Source organism: Methanobacterium formicicum (assembly GCF_029848115.1).
In the GTDB taxonomy this organism is placed as follows: domain Archaea; phylum Methanobacteriota; class Methanobacteria; order Methanobacteriales; family Methanobacteriaceae; genus Methanobacterium; species Methanobacterium formicicum.
Map to the genome: position 1 here is coordinate 1 of NZ_JARVXG010000028.1, position 15,000 is coordinate 15,000.

The following is a 15,000-nucleotide window of genomic DNA, read 5'->3' on the forward strand; positions in this document are numbered from 1 at the left end:
CCACAGTAAACGGAAGCACCGGAAACGGAGCCACCATACTAGCAAGAAGAAACATCAACATCACCAACAACAACCACAGCTTCAAAAACAACACCGGATGGGGACTATACCTCATAGGATACAACAACCCCACCCTTAACCTAAACAATAACACAATAGAAAACAACGGCAACGGACTGTGGTTACAGGCTATTAACGGAGGAAACTTCCAGGATAATCAGCTCATTAACAACACTGGTGACGACTTGTACGCCACTGGTGACACTAGCAACACATTTACCAGATTACTTGTAGGCCTAGCTCATCCCACCCTCATGACCTTTGACTATGTCAATGGGATTATCATGAATGGTGTGGAAAACGCTCCAACAGATCCTGCAGGATGGTTAAATATTGGTAAATATGTTGATTTAATGAGTCAGGGTAGCACTGTTGTCAACCATTTATGGGTTTACTACAACCCTGCAGACGTGGTTGGTAAAAACGAGGCTGGTCTCAAGATATGCCACTATACTGGCGGAGCTTGGTCAGAACTTCCTCAACCTAACGGTGTTAACACTAACGAACGGTATGTATACGCAGATGGAATTAATTCCTTCAGCACATTCGCACCTTTAGCTGAGAAGCTGTCAACCACCCTGGAATTGCCAGATGTTACTGGATACCGCAACGAGCAAAAAGAGATTTCAGCAACCCTCAAAGATGCTAATGGAAATGGTGTGGCCAATCAGGAAGTGAAATTCTTTATTGACAGCATAGAAGTGGGTCATGACACCACTGATGGTTCAGGTGTGGCTAGCATACTGCACGACCTAACCGAAGTCGCAGGCACCCATACATTAACTGCAACTTTCGCGGGAGATGATACATACAAGTCTTCAGCCAACAACACAGCCACATTAACCGTGAACAAACGACCTACGACCTTAACAGTGAACAATACCAGCGGTGTTAATGGTCAGGATGTTATACTGGCAGCTAGACTAACCAGCGAAGATATTGCGGTATCGGGTGTAACCATCACCTTCACCATAGGAGGTAACACTTACACTGAAACTACCGGAACTGATGGATGGGCTAACAAAACATACACCATAACCCAAACACCTGGAAACTACAACATCGGAGCGGAATTCACAGAAACTGATTATTTCTTGGGCAGCACCGGTACTGGAACTTTGACTGTGAACAAAAAAATAACCACACTTACTGTGACTGATGTTACTGTTCAAAAAGGCAAAAATGTGGACTTAACTGCAACACTACTTGACAACAATGGCCAGCCCATCAATAATAAGCAGGTCAACTTCCAAGTTAATGGTGCAGATGCAGGTAATGCCAACACAGTTAATGGAGTTGCCACCGTGAACTACCTAGCTAATCTGGTTGGAGGAAACTACGTTATCCAGGCTGATTTCACAGGAGATGCGGACTATTTAGCATCTACTGGTACTGGTAACCTTAAAGTACCTCAGTCCAGCTTGTACATCCATACTACTGCCAGTAACACCAATCCAACTCTGGGAGAGATCATAACCATAACTTTCAAGTTGGGAAACAACGGACCAAACAACGCCAGTAACGTGACTTTCACTCTACAGATACCAGAAGGCATGGAATTCATCAATGCTAGCACGGACCAGGGAGATTACACCTACAACGACACCACCAGAACCATCACCTGGAATCTGGGAGATGTCAAAGTAGGAGACCCCAACCTCTGGGCTAAAGTGAGAGTGGTGAGCATAGGATCATTCATCTTAAGACCATTCTTAAGCACAGACACCTATGATCCAACCCTGAACAACGACATCCAACCCATAACCATAAATGTCCAGGCCGCATCACAAGAGTCTCAAGCAGAAGTAAACGCCCAAACTCAAACAATAGGAATGCAAACAACGGGCACACCAATAGGTTTACTACTACTAGCAGTTCTAATGGTATTAGGTGGAATAATAACGCCAAAAAGGAAAAAATAGGGTTTTAAAACCCTTCCCCCTTTTATTTTTTTAGGGAATTATCAAATTTTTTTATTTTAAAAAAGGACTGATTTGTTGGGACTGTAAAGTTAATGGGTATTGGAATAATCATTAATATTTCATTCGTTAATTATCTTCATTTCAGCCAAAAAAGACGTATTACATCAAAGATTTCGATTAAACTGCTCAAATTCCCCCCAATAACTTTACAACCCCATCAAAAAAATAAAAATAATTAGTTATATAAGTGTCACGTACATAACTCAAACTCACAGTTTAATTCTGTTATTCAATAATATTTTCGGTATTTAAGTGATAAAAATGCTCAATTACTTATAACTTATACCTTATAACAACCATTTTCAAAGGACAACTGCCATTTTCCAATTCTATTTCCTTTGATAGGTTTCCATGAATTCATGGAACCGGTTTAAGGTTTTTTTAAGGCTTCTGAACCCTTCTTCATCGGCCTTTACACCCTTCAATGTATCCTGTGACCAGAAATTCGCTCCCAGGTTAGACCCGAATGGCCCACCACTAACGGGTATGGCTCCGTTTAAGATGTAAAAGGTCATGATCTGCTGTATGGCCAGTTCCTGACCCCCTACACGGTCTCCTCCCACAGCAATGGCCATTCCCACTTTGTGTTTAAGGAAATCCATGTTCGCTGCTGCTGCTGCACGGGTGCGGTCCATAACTGCTTTTATCTGGGCGCTGACTCCCCCATTGTAGATGGGTGTGGCCATTATAATCCCGTCAATATCCTGAAAATTAGGGTAGAGCTCGTACATGTCGTCTTTGAGGATGCATTCCTTCTCCCGCAGGCAATAATCACAGTTTCTGCAGGGGCTGATATTCTTTCCCCTCACAGTGAACAATTCGGTTTCATAACCCTTTTCTTCCAGGGTATTCAGGGCGTCGGTTAGAACGTACTCTGTAGCCTGTTTCCTGGGGCTTCCGCATATTCCTAAAATTACTTTTTCCACTGATAATTCCCCCACATCAGATATAATTTGAATTTATTAGGTTTTAACTTTTTTTCTTGTATTGGTTAAAGAAATACTTTTTCGAAGGGAAAACCAATTTGAAGTTATTTTTATACTTTAAGCAGTGATTACCACGGCCGTCTATGATCCGAATGAGATTATGGAGTTCTGCCTTTTAATAATCTGATATTTTCATTAAATTAGTTCACGCTGCGGTTAAATGAACAAAAATTAGTTCCTGAAATCTTTTTGAAGTATTCCACCACTGGATTAATTAATTCATAAAAATAAAAAAGGATTTTTTTTGCAGGGGTTATCTCTAATTGAATTTAGTTTCGCCAATGGCTTGAGATTATTATTTTAAGTCTTTTGGTGTTCTAAACTGAATTTACTTCATCACAGATTCATGCGTTGAACCAGGGGATTCTGAAGGATGAGTGCCATATTAATTTGGAGGATTCCCATGATTAATAGAATTCATAGGAGAGCCCATATCTGGAACAAACGGTAATAAATTGTTGATACCAAAAGTTATTAGCACTATTTGCAGGAGAATCCCGGTAACCAGCATTTTTTTCATCACTGGTGGAATGGGGTGGGTTCAGCCGAAACTCTTCACGTTAATCCTATGACTCCCTATCCTGCGGACATTTTATGGCCGTTTATTCTACATTATCTACGTCATAGGGACGATCATACATCTTCTTAACAATATCTTTGTCTTTAACTTGCCTTTTCCACCCAGAATTAACAAAATGGGCGTAGATAAATTTGACTAAAAAGAGGGGTAAAGAAAGTTTTGAAGCAGTCGCTATGGCTTCAGGGGGGACAGTTTCATTGTTGGAAAGAGAGTCAATTATCTTATCTAAACCCTTTCGAAGATTTTTAGCAGGCATCCCTGCATCTTTTAAAGATTTAGTTTCAACAGAAGGGCCCATTCCAACGGCTATGCCACCTATCCATTCCATATCTGTCTGAGATGCAAAATTTTCACATATTTTGATAGCCACATCATTTTGATGTGGTTCAGGGAAGCCACAGTTGAATACAGCCATCAGTTTTTGCTGGGCTTTGGGCAGAGACTTTTTGTAATTGGAGAATTCTTCCATAAATCTGATAGTTAGGGCTGGAATGCTATCAAAGTATAAAGGGGCTACTATTACGATTAATTCTGCTTCCGATGCTTTTTCAAGCAATTCTTTTAGCTTATCTGGTTTTTTGTATCTTGCAACGAAAACCTTTTCAGTTTCAACTTCATTTTTGTTGAATCCATCTTCAATGTAAGATGCAATGTTATTGGATGCGCTCTTTTTTCCTTTAGGGCTTCCAACCAGAATTAATATATTCCGGAGCTTACTCATGCCAACGCCTCCTTATCTTCGATATGACGAGAGATTTTACTGAGATCCAGATCTTCAACATCACCGGTGAAGATCTCAACACAGGGATTAGAGCAGTACATATTAATATTGTTGCGTTCGGTGAGTTTTCTGAAAATATTCTCGCTTTCAGTATCTTGTTGTGGTAAGTATCCAATCCAAATCTGGTCATTACTCTCTCCATCTCCATATCGGGGCACGTGATGTATTTCCCCCTTTATTATTTTGAAAAATGGAGTAGCAGTTGGTAGCAGTCGATCAACCAACTTTTTCAGTTGGTAAGAATAACCACCAAATGTTATGGGGGTTATATATACTCTAAGGTCAGATTGAACCCATTTTTTTGCAATTTCTGGACCTTTATCTTTTATAATACATTCTCCTGGTGTTTTAAGCCAGCACCCGAAGCAGCCCACGCATGTGGCAATGTTTTCTTCAAGGAGATGGAATTTTTCAACTTCCCATCCGTTTTTTTCCAGTAGCAGGGTAACCGCATTGTTGATTGTATTCAGGGGACCGTCGAGACTTCTGGAACCGTCTAATATCAAAGCTTTCATAATTTAATCCTCCTTTTATTCATCTCATTTTGAATTCCTCATTTTGAAATGGAATGAATCATCAGATCCAATGAATGTTCAATTAAATCCTCTTTACTCATTTCAAATAAACCTAAATAGTAAATCGTCGATAATGATGAGCTAAATATGTTTAAAGTTGATTTTACTAAGTATAGAGCAGTAAGAAATGTGTTAATGTCCTCCCTAATTGAACCATCCTTTTTTCCAATGTCTATGGCGTCACATATTATTCCCAGGTTCTGTTGGTCAATTTTTATGAGTTCCTGAATGTGGGGCGTGTCCAGAGAGTTGGGATCTCTATCGTGGGCCTCTGTCAGCACCTGACAATAATCCGGGAATTGTTTGTAAAATTTCTTGAAGGCATAGCATGTCTTTAATATCTTTTCCCGACCATTATTTTGAGATGAAAATTCTTCTATCATCATTTTATTTAGGATTTTGACACCTCTAACTGCCACAGAGAAATAAAGCTCCTCTTTATTCTCAAAATACCTGTAAATGGCAGTTTTTGTGAGTTCTAATTGGGCGGCTATTTCATCCATGGTTGTTTTATCATAACCTTTTTTGAAGAAGCATTTTTCAGCAGCATCGGTGATTTCATTAGCTTTTCGTTCTCTTTCCCTTTTTATTCTATTAGATACCAAAAGATCACCTCTTTTATCAATTTTAGTACTCTAAAGTAAATGTAAGTAATTTTGTTATTATATGGGAATAAATGTCTCTCAACTCTATTTTATGGTTCTGTATAGAGTTTTCAGGTGGAGAAGGTTGGTTATGAATTCTGGAATTAAAGCGTAATCATGTTTCAGTAACTAGGAGTGATTCCACCTCATCTAGGTGAGAATTACTTCATTTAATTCTCAACTAAAATCAGGTTATGGGGCTAGAGGAATAATCAGTTCTTTTTTCTCAACCCATGATATATTCCTGCTAAATCACTCTCTGGAGTCGAATCTGGTGGTATAATGTCAGTTAGCTCCTTCTGGACACACTAAATCAGCCCATGATCATTAAAAACTATTTAATGTTTAACTAGCAAAAACTGCTATTCCATGAATAACCACGGCTATTCCCCACCCACCTGTCACCCAAAGGAACCACAGGTAACCTGGGGCTGTTAATATGTTCATAATCGCTAAAAACAAGTTAATCACAATATAAATCAACAAATGTATTAAAAAACCCTTTTTCCCACTTTTTTTCCCTGTTTCATTACTTTCAACCATTTCATAGTCTCCCTTAATATTTGTTACTATCAGTAACAAATGTTACCATCAGTAACATTATTAATGGATTCAAACATTCCTACTATATGCTAATATCTATTTTTTCCCGGTGGATTCGCGATAACTTAACAATATTCCATTATTTTAATTAAGTTATTTTCAGTGTTAACTCAAAAACAGTATAAAAATAGTTAAATTGAAATGGAATTGATGAAATTTATTCGGTAATAATCAATATTGAAAATCTAGAAGTATGGGAAAATAAGCGATTATATCTTTTTAATTAAATAATAAGCGTAGAAATGACCAAATACTAAAAATTACTTAAATTTTTCTGAAAAATAAAAAAAAAGGATGAGCATATTGATGCTCATTAGATAGATTCATCTTCATCCAGGGCTAGTCGCATGGTGTCCGGGTCCTGGGGCATTTTTTCCAGGAAGTCCTCGGCTGCACGGCGCACATCTCTGGAACCGATGATGTAACGGCCGACCACGATGACATCAGCACCGCTGTCCAGGGCCTGGTCCATCTTCTTAGGCACAATACCTCCGGCAACTGCCACCCGTCCATTTTTACCTATTATCTCTTTGATCTGGTTAATGTTACCCCATTCAGTCATGTCAGCCTGTTCTTCGCCACGTTCGGCTTTCAGGGTTTCCAGGTCCACATTACGGTGTAAAAGGACAATATCTGGCTTGAAGTTGAGGTTTTCCAGTTTTTCGGTGAAGTTGTCCACGTTCATCATGTCCAGTATGGAGTAGATCCCCTGTTTCTGGGCTTCGTGGATGGCTTTTTCAATGGATTCCTGGGTTCCGAGGCCAGAGATAGCCACGGCATCAGCAGTCTCATCAGCAGCCATTTTAACTTCAATACGTCCTACATCCAGAGTTTTAAGGTCAGCGATGATGAAGGCATCTTTCTTGAGTTCCCGGATTTTACTGACAATTCCCACTCCGAATTTCTTAACCAGGGGTGTTCCGGCTTCTATCAGGATTCTTTCCCGGTCCGGTAGACTGTCAATGATGCGTTCCATATCCTGCATGTTGTCCAGGTCAAGGGCCACCTGCAGGTATGGGGGACTCCACAGTCGGTTGACTTTGAAACCCATTACTGGATGCGCTCCTCTGTCTTTTTCTGCTAATACTTTGTTTACAGATGGATATCCTTCCATTGCTCTTCTAAGGGCTAGTTTGGTTGCTCCATAGTTGTACTGGTAGATTTTTCTAAAATCAGATGCTTCAGGGTGAATAAACACACTGACAATCAGAACCATGTTTTCAGCTTCTTCAGCTGGTAATATGCCTTCTTCCACAGCATCAGCCACTGCTCGGCCTACTGCGGTTTGGGCTGGTCCAAAGATTTTGTTGGCATCATCTAGATCTCGTACACTGACTTTAGGTACAATGAGAGTTGCCGGTTTGGTCATCAGGTTAGGTCGGATGACGGAAAGCAACGGGGTGTGCCCCAGTGAAAGATTTGACATGTTATTCACAAAGGCTGTACCTACTGGTCCGTTTTTATCTCCAATTACTAGATCAATGTGAGCAAGTTCATTTCCATTTCCAATTAAGGCTTCCCCTATTTGGTACATAATTATGATCCTCCATTTAAGTCTAAATTTATACATTAATTCTATGCATGATAGATTATAAATAGATTTATCTGCTGGTTCCAGGTAGGGGTTGATGGCCGACCCGGGATACTGGGAAATTTAATCAAAAACAAGTGGTTTAAAAATAAAAATAGAGATTTTTCCAGGTTAAAAAAATAGATAAAGGATGATTAATCCAGTTTTCCAGCCAGATAATCATCGTAGCCCTTGAGGTCCAGAAGGCCGTGTCCTGAGAAGTTCACCACAATGGTTTTTTCCTCACCAGTCTTCTTACATTCAAGTGCTTCGTCTATTCCTACTTTTATGGCGTGACAGGTTTCAGGGGCAGGAACTATTCCCTCAGTCCGGGCGAAGGTCACTCCACTCTTGAAGATGTCGTTTTGTTCAACGGCACGAGGTTCTACCAGTCCTTCGTGTACCAGTAGGGCCACTAAAGGTGACATACCGTGGTAACGTAGACCTCCGGCATGGTCGGATGGGGGTATGTAGTCGTGTCCCATGGTGTACATTTTAATGAGTGGGGTGAGTCCGGCGGTGTCTCCGAAGTCGTAACAGTAATCACCCTGGGTCAGGGTCGGGCAGTGGGAAGGTTCAGCAGCAATGAATTTACAGTTGATCTTTTCATCTAACTGGTCTTTCATGAAGGGGAACACTGCTCCGGCGAAGTTACTACCTCCACCAACACAGGCCACCATGACGTCGGGTGTTTCACCGGCAATTTCCAGTTGTTTCTGTGTTTCCTGCCCAATTACAGTTTGATGTAACATTACGTGGTTTAAAACACTTCCCAGTGAGTAGTAAACCTTTTCATCGTTTAATGCATCTTCGATAGCTTCAGATATGGCCACTCCCAGAGTTCCGGGGTGGTCTGGATTTTCTGCCAGTACTTTTCTACCGAATTCAGTTTGAGTGGTTGGAGATGCTAATACTTCTCCGTTATAAAGCTGCATGATGGTTTTACGGTAGGGTTTCTGGTTGAATGATACTTTAACCATGTAAACTGTGCAGTCCATATCCATAAGATTACAGGCCAGTGAAAGGGCAGTTCCCCATTGTCCAGCACCAGTTTCGGTGGTTAAACGTTCAATACCGTCCTTTTTAGCGTAATATGCTTGAGCGATTGCGGTGTTTAGCTTGTGGCTACCGGTGGGGGAGGTATCTTCCCTTTTATAGAATATCTTGGCGGGAGTGTCCAGATGGTCCTCGAGGGCTTTGGCCCTTACGAGAGGGGTAGGTCGACCCATCTGTTTGTAGGCTTCTCTTACTTCCTTGGGAATCTTTATGTAGCGTTCTGTGGATAATTCCTGTTCCAGTACTCCTTTGGAGAATATTTTTGGCAGATTTTCCAGTTGTTTTCCTTCTTCAGTCTGGTCATAGGCTGGGAATTCCACTGGGAGATCCGCAGCAATGTTATACCATTTTTTGGGAATTTCATCTTCTGTTAATCTTATACTGTACATGGATTTCACCTCTGAAATTCATATTATGAGTTTAAATTTCAGATTTTTTTAAAAATTCATACCTTGATCTTAATTTAATTCTAATACACCGGAGATCCTAAAAATGTATTTTTATGAATTAAATTGGGGAATTAATAAAATTTCCCCTAGTTGTCTTGACACCATAATATACTTAGAGTACTATTTAAATCTTTGTTGTATACATCTGTACATTATAAATGTATTCTTATTGTAAAGGGATCCATACAATAAATCATGAAAATACTGGCAATAGATGTGGGTACCGGGACCCAGGATATAATGCTGTATGACTCTTATGACTCCATGGAGAATGCAGTGAAAATGGTTCTCCCCTCTCCCACTAAGATAATGGCCCATCGGATAAGACAACATCACCATGACCTTTTTTTAAGTGGGGAAACCATGGGTGGAGGTCCGGTAAATAAAGCAATAAAAAGTCACCTGGATAAAGGGTACCGGGTGCTAATGAACGAACACTCGGCCCGAACAGTACGTGACGACCTGGAACGGGTTAGATCCACCGGGGTGGAAATTGTCCCTTTAAATGAAAAACATCCAGAAATCGCCGAGTTAGAACTGAACGATGTTGACCTGGTTGCCATTAAGGAAGCCCTTTCAAATTTTGATGTGGAACTGGACTTTGACCGCATAGGCGTGGCTGTGCAGGATCACGGTTATCAGGAGGGTATGGGGGACCGTAATTTCCGCTTCCAGAAGATAAGAGAGAAACTCGATGTTCCCCGGGCACCGGAAGAGTTTGCCTATTATGGGGAAGTCCCACCGTACTTCACCCGTATGCAGGCCGTGCAGAGGACACTCAAAGATTACAATCCCTTAATCATGGATTCTAAATTCGCTTCCATCTGTGGAGCAACCCTGGATCCCCTGGTGGGGGAGATGGACCGGTTCATAGCCATGGATGTGGGAAATGGGCATACACTGGCTGCATCCTTCATGGATGGTAAGATACACGGAGTTTTCGAGCACCATACTGGTATTCTAACTCCTAAACGGATAGAAGAATTGGTAAACAAGTTAGCGGCAGGTACCATTACTCATGAGGAGGTCCATGAGGAGCATGGGCACGGGGCATGGGTTATCGATGCCATTGATTCCTACGAGTGCCTGGTTGCCACCGGACCGAAACGGGCCATACTGGCGGAAACAGATTTAAAGGTGCACAACGCTGCCCCGGGAGGGGACGTTATGATGACTGGGCCGGCAGGCCTTATAAAATCCATTAAATCCCTGTAAAAATATTTATTGGTCTGACAAATACTGTACACTGTCCAAATTTCAAAATAAGATAGGAGATATACGATGATTATTGACCCCCATATTCACAGTACCTATTCCGGAGACGCCACAGCCTCAGTTCGGGACATAGTCAAACACTCCCGGAAGATTGGTCTGGATGCCATTGCCATTGCTGATCACAACTCCCTCAAGGGTTCGGAGGCGGCTTTAAAGGAGTTTGGCCCCCTGGAGGACCTGGTGATCATCCCGGCCATGGAAGTCTCCTCCAGCAAAGGACACATTGTGGCCCTGGGTGTGAGTGAAGAAATTCCCCGGGGACTCTCACCGGAGGAGACTGTGGAACTAATCCGGATTCAGGGTGGAATTGCCATAGCTGCCCATCCATTTGTATCTTACCGGGAAGGACTCTTCACTCAGGTGAAATTCGTGGATGTGGATGCCATGGAAACCCTTAACTCCCGTTACATATTTGGATACTCCAACTGGCGGGCTAAAAACCTGGCCAAGGAGAAAAACATCCCCCAGATCGGTGCCAGTGATGCCCATTTTTTGGGAGCCATTGGTAGCTGTGTCACGGAACTGGAAGCAGATTTCACGGTGGACGGCATCATTCAGGGTATCCTCTCTGGGAAGACCAATGTATTCGGAGACCGAACCCCTCTCCCCCTGATACTCAAGGAAGTTATTAACAAAAAGATCAGGAAGATTCAATAATCCTCTTTTTTCCCTAATCTGAATTTCCCCAGTGAAATAGCCTAGATTTGACCTAACACTTGCAGGAGTAGATCTGATGTTTAAAGAAGGAATTAGGTACAGAAAATGTAATAACGGGGACTTTATTAAACTTCATGAAATCAACCAGGAACGTTTTATTAATAAAACTTCCTTAACAACATTTAAAGTAGGGGAAAGACTCCATAAAAATACTATTTTCCTGGCAGAAGATAGGGATAAAGCAGTGGGCTACGTTTTTGGAATGAGGAGTCAGAATAATCCTGAAGAAGGTTGGATTAGGCAAATTGCAGTTTTAAAGAAATATGAGGGGAGGGGGATAGCAAAAACGTTACAAAAATTGTGTATCGAGGCTTTTAAGAGTATGAGGGGAGTGCGTTATGTTGGTTTGTCTGTCGAGCCAGGGAATAAACCAGCACTATGTCTGTATAAAAGTTTAGGGTTTAAAATAGCTGAAGGAGAACTTGGCTTTGAAACTGTAACTGTAAATGGAAAATTAGCCATTAAAGATTATTATGGTCCAGGTGAACATAGATTTATAATGAAAAAGGAATTATAAAGTATTTTTATAATAAAAATAATCAAATATGGGGATTTAATTCATGGGTATCGACTCTATAATACAGTACATCCAGGAGAACTTTGTCTACCTGCATCCGGGTTACACCACATATAATACCATTGTTTTCGGTATTATTTTGGGTTTAGTAATTCTCTTAATCATTCGGATGTTCAGATGGATTGATAAAGACCCTAAGGACCTTTTCATACCCTTAATTCCCTTCATATTCTTTGGATCCAGTGCCCGGGCCCTGGTGGATAATGGAATATATCCCCTCACCTACGCCCTGGTGACTCCAGGGATATACATTTTAACGGGACTAACCGCTATTTTCACCCTGCTGGCATCAGTTCTAATCGAACGAAAAATCGGCTGGGACTACCGCTACGTAATATTTGCAGTGGGGGCGGCCATGTGTGTTCCCAACATATACTATGCCCAACACATAAACCCCGTGGTAGTTTTCCAGGTCCTGGCTCCATGGGCCCTGTTGACTGCAGTCTTCGTTTTAATCGGTAGAAAATGGAGTCTTCTAAAGGATAAATTCAATTTGAGTATACTGTCAGCCCACCTGCTCGATGCCAGTTCCACCTTCATCGCCGTGGATTACTATGGTTACGGTGAGCAGCATGTTCTACCCAACGCACTCACCCAGCTGGCAGACAGTGCCATTATAATGTACCCCCTTAAAATTGCAGTTATACTTCCGGCCCTCTACATAATAGACACTTATGTGGAGGATAAAACCATCCGGAACATGTTAAAACTCGCCATATTCATATTAGGATTGGCACCGGGTATCAGGAACTTCCTGAGCCTGGCTATGGGCACCTGATCCTCCCATGGTTCTTTAGAGGGGAACTGTTTTTAACACAATTTTTTTAATTAAGTACCACCCAATAAGTCTACTATTAAAATGTCAAACCACAGGGGTCTTCCCAATGTACATAGATAAAGTAAAGCAAGAAATGAAAATACCTGAAAAGGTGCGAATATTCGATACCACCCTCCGTGACGGTGAACAAACACCCGGGGTGGCTATAACACCGGAAGAAAAGATAAGAATAGCCAAGAGGCTGGACAACCTGGGAGTGGACGTGATTGAAGTAGGGTTTCCAGCAGCATCACTGGGTGAACGGAAGGCAGCCCAGGAAATTAAGGGTCTGGGTCTGAATGCAAAGGTCTGTGGTTTGGCAAGGGTACTGCAGGAAGACTTGGACGCAGCCCTGGATTCAGATGTGGATTACATTCACACTTTCATTGGAACCTCTCCTCTACACCGGGAGTACAAGCTGCACATGGACCAGGAAGAAATACTCACCAAGGCCGTGGATGCCGTGGAGTACATCAAAGACCACGGTATCATAGCCGAGTTCTCAGCCGAAGATGCCACCCGGACAGAGTTCGAATTTTTGAAAAACATTTACACGGCAGTGGAAGATGCCGGGGCCGATGTGATCAATGTCCCGGACACCGTGGGAGTCATGGTACCAGCTTCCATGCGCCAATTAGTGGGGGACCTTAAAGAAGTGGTGAGTATACCCATCAGTGTGCACTGCCACGATGATTTTGGACTGGCCGTGGCCAACAGCCTGGCTGCAGTGGAAGCCGGAGCTCTGCAGGTTCACGCCACCATCAACGGCCTGGGAGAAAGGGCAGGTAACACCTCCTTAGAAGAGGTGGTAATGGCTCTAATGGCCACTTATGGTATTAAAACCAACATAACCACCGAACTTTTAGTGGGCACATCGGAACTGGTTTCCAGAATAACCGGGGTGAAAATGCCCCCTAACAAGGCCATTGTAGGGGAAAATGCCTTTGCCCATGAGGCCGGGATACACGTCCACGGAGTCCTGCAGAAGGCAGAAACCTATGAGCCCCTTAAACCGGAGATGGTAGGTCACACCCGTCGGATTGTAATGGGAAAACATACTGGAGCCCGGGCCATCAAGTCCAAACTGGATGACTATGGAATTGAAATGAACGAAGACCAGTTCTGCACCCTGTACGACCAGGTGAAGAAACTGGGTGATAAGGGTAAAATGGTCACTGACGCCGACCTCCAGGCCCTGGCCGAAACAGTTTTAGGTAAACCTAAGGAAGAAAAGGTTAAATTGGAAGGATTCACGGTGATGACTGGGGATAATGTCCTCCCCACGGCCACGGTTAAACTCAACATTGATGGTAAGATAAAAACCGCTGCCAAAACCGGTGTGGGGCCAGTTGACGCGTCCATTAACGTAATACAGGATCTGGTCCGGGAAACTGCCGATATAGAACTTAAAGAATATCATATTGAAGCCATAACTGGTGGTACCAATGCACTGGCCGAGGTATTTGTAATAATGGCTGATGGAGAGGGGCACAGTGCCACTGGTCGTTCTACTGTGGAAGATATAGTTATGGCCAGTGTTGAGGCGGTTTTAGATTCCATAAATAAGATCCTCCTGGCCCGAGATATGGATCAGTTGCCGTGATTAATCCCACTGGTGATCATTATAAGAGGGAAAGGATATAATAATCAAATATCAAGTCTCATAACATAATACCAAACAATTCAGGAGCTACTATACCATGGCCAAAGCTACTATTCTAGTGGTGGAAGATGAAAGAATCACCGCAGAAGATATCCGGGCCGGACTGGAATTTGCTGGTTACAAAGTACCGGTAATATGCTCTACCGGTGAAGATGCCGTTAGACAGGCAGGAAGACTGGAACCAGATTTAGTGCTGATGGACATTAAGTTAGAGGGTGAAATGGATGGTATAGAAGCTGCTGCCCAGATAAGAAAATCTTATGACATACCAGTAATCTACCTAACTGCTTATTCTGATGAAAAAACTGTGGAAAGAGCTAAACTAACTGAACCATCTGGATTTCTGGTTAAAGGGCAGGGAATGCTAAGCAAACCCTTTGATGAGAACGAACTCCACGCGGCCATAGAAATAACCCTTTATCGGCACGAGATGGAAAGGGAGCATGACCAGATCTCCGCGGCGATTTTGCTTAGAACCAGTGAGGCGGTGATTGCCACTAATTCCACGGGCCAGATCAGGTACATCAACTCCCTGGCCGAGACCATAACTGGTTGGCCTAAAAAAGAGGTCCTGGGTAAGAAACTGGAAGAGGTATTCCTGCCCCTATCCAAAATAAATAATGAATCTCCTTTAGAAGATGTTCTGGTTGAGGGGGAACCGGAAA

The 15,000-nt window shown here is 42.4% G+C and carries 14 protein-coding genes (1 of these 14 only partly in view); 7 read left to right on the forward strand and 7 right to left on the reverse strand.

Going from position 1 to position 15,000, the window contains the following annotated elements:
- A partial coding sequence (locus QC759_RS02015) for an Ig-like domain repeat protein (RefSeq protein ID WP_279844847.1) occupies positions 1-1,982 on the forward strand: 1,982 nt, incomplete at its 5' end.
- Between the two features lie 389 nt (positions 1,983-2,371).
- Here QC759_RS02015 and QC759_RS02020 read toward each other — a convergent pair.
- The 7 genes from QC759_RS02020 to QC759_RS02050 form a co-directional block, all read right to left on the reverse strand.
- Complete coding sequence (locus QC759_RS02020; RefSeq protein WP_048072889.1) at positions 2,372-2,968, reverse strand: flavodoxin family protein; 597 nt, start codon at positions 2,966-2,968, stop codon at positions 2,372-2,374.
- A 662-nt stretch (positions 2,969-3,630) separates the two neighbouring features.
- Positions 3,631-4,329 (reverse strand): flavodoxin family protein, encoded by a 699-nt coding sequence (locus QC759_RS02025; RefSeq protein ID WP_048072890.1) that lies wholly within the window; start codon positions 4,327-4,329, stop codon positions 3,631-3,633.
- Positions 4,326-4,904, reverse strand: a complete 579-nt coding sequence (locus QC759_RS02030; protein ID WP_048072891.1) for a flavodoxin family protein — start codon at positions 4,902-4,904, stop codon at positions 4,326-4,328. The genes QC759_RS02025 and QC759_RS02030 overlap by 4 nt, the downstream gene beginning before the upstream one ends.
- Before the next feature lie 38 nt (positions 4,905-4,942).
- Positions 4,943-5,569, reverse strand: coding sequence for a TetR/AcrR family transcriptional regulator (locus QC759_RS02035; protein ID WP_048072892.1), 627 nt, complete (start codon positions 5,567-5,569; stop codon positions 4,943-4,945).
- 384 nt (positions 5,570-5,953) lie between these two features.
- On the reverse strand, positions 5,954-6,151 hold the full coding sequence (locus QC759_RS02040) for a 2TM domain-containing protein (RefSeq protein WP_048072893.1): 198 nt from the start codon (positions 6,149-6,151) through the stop codon (positions 5,954-5,956).
- A gap of 373 nt (positions 6,152-6,524) precedes the next feature.
- Positions 6,525-7,745 carry a bifunctional 5,6,7,8-tetrahydromethanopterin hydro-lyase/3-hexulose-6-phosphate synthase gene (locus QC759_RS02045; RefSeq protein ID WP_048072894.1) on the reverse strand — a complete coding sequence of 407 codons (1,221 nt, stop codon included), beginning with the start codon at positions 7,743-7,745 and terminating at the stop codon, positions 6,525-6,527.
- 191 nt (positions 7,746-7,936) lie between these two features.
- A complete protein-coding gene (locus QC759_RS02050; RefSeq protein ID WP_048072895.1) occupies positions 7,937-9,226 on the reverse strand; it encodes a TrpB-like pyridoxal phosphate-dependent enzyme in 1,290 nt (429 codons plus the stop codon).
- 255 nt (positions 9,227-9,481) lie between these two features.
- On the opposite strand from QC759_RS02050, the gene QC759_RS02055 reads away from it, so the two are divergent.
- The 6 genes from QC759_RS02055 to QC759_RS02080 all read left to right on the forward strand — a co-directional run.
- Positions 9,482-10,501: a DUF1786 domain-containing protein gene (locus QC759_RS02055; protein ID WP_048072896.1), complete on the forward strand. Its 1,020-nt coding sequence runs from the start codon at positions 9,482-9,484 to the stop codon at positions 10,499-10,501.
- A gap of 66 nt (positions 10,502-10,567) precedes the next feature.
- Positions 10,568-11,218 carry a PHP domain-containing protein gene (locus QC759_RS02060; protein ID WP_048072897.1) on the forward strand — a complete coding sequence of 217 codons (651 nt, stop codon included), beginning with the start codon at positions 10,568-10,570 and terminating at the stop codon, positions 11,216-11,218.
- 76 nt (positions 11,219-11,294) lie between these two features.
- Positions 11,295-11,795, forward strand: a complete 501-nt coding sequence (locus QC759_RS02065; RefSeq protein WP_052399917.1) for a GNAT family N-acetyltransferase — start codon at positions 11,295-11,297, stop codon at positions 11,793-11,795.
- A 43-nt stretch (positions 11,796-11,838) separates the two neighbouring features.
- Entirely contained in the window at positions 11,839-12,633 is a 795-nt protein-coding gene (locus QC759_RS02070) for a DUF63 family protein (RefSeq protein WP_048072898.1), read from the forward strand.
- Between the two features lie 106 nt (positions 12,634-12,739).
- Positions 12,740-14,275: a 2-isopropylmalate synthase gene (locus tag QC759_RS02075; RefSeq protein ID WP_048072899.1), complete on the forward strand. Its 1,536-nt coding sequence runs from the start codon at positions 12,740-12,742 to the stop codon at positions 14,273-14,275.
- A gap of 97 nt (positions 14,276-14,372) precedes the next feature.
- Positions 14,373-15,000, forward strand: partial view of an ATP-binding response regulator gene (locus tag QC759_RS02080; protein ID WP_048072900.1) — the 5' portion only. It continues 119 nt past the right edge of the window; only the first 628 of its 747 coding nucleotides appear in the window; the start codon lies at positions 14,373-14,375; its stop codon lies beyond the right edge, outside the window.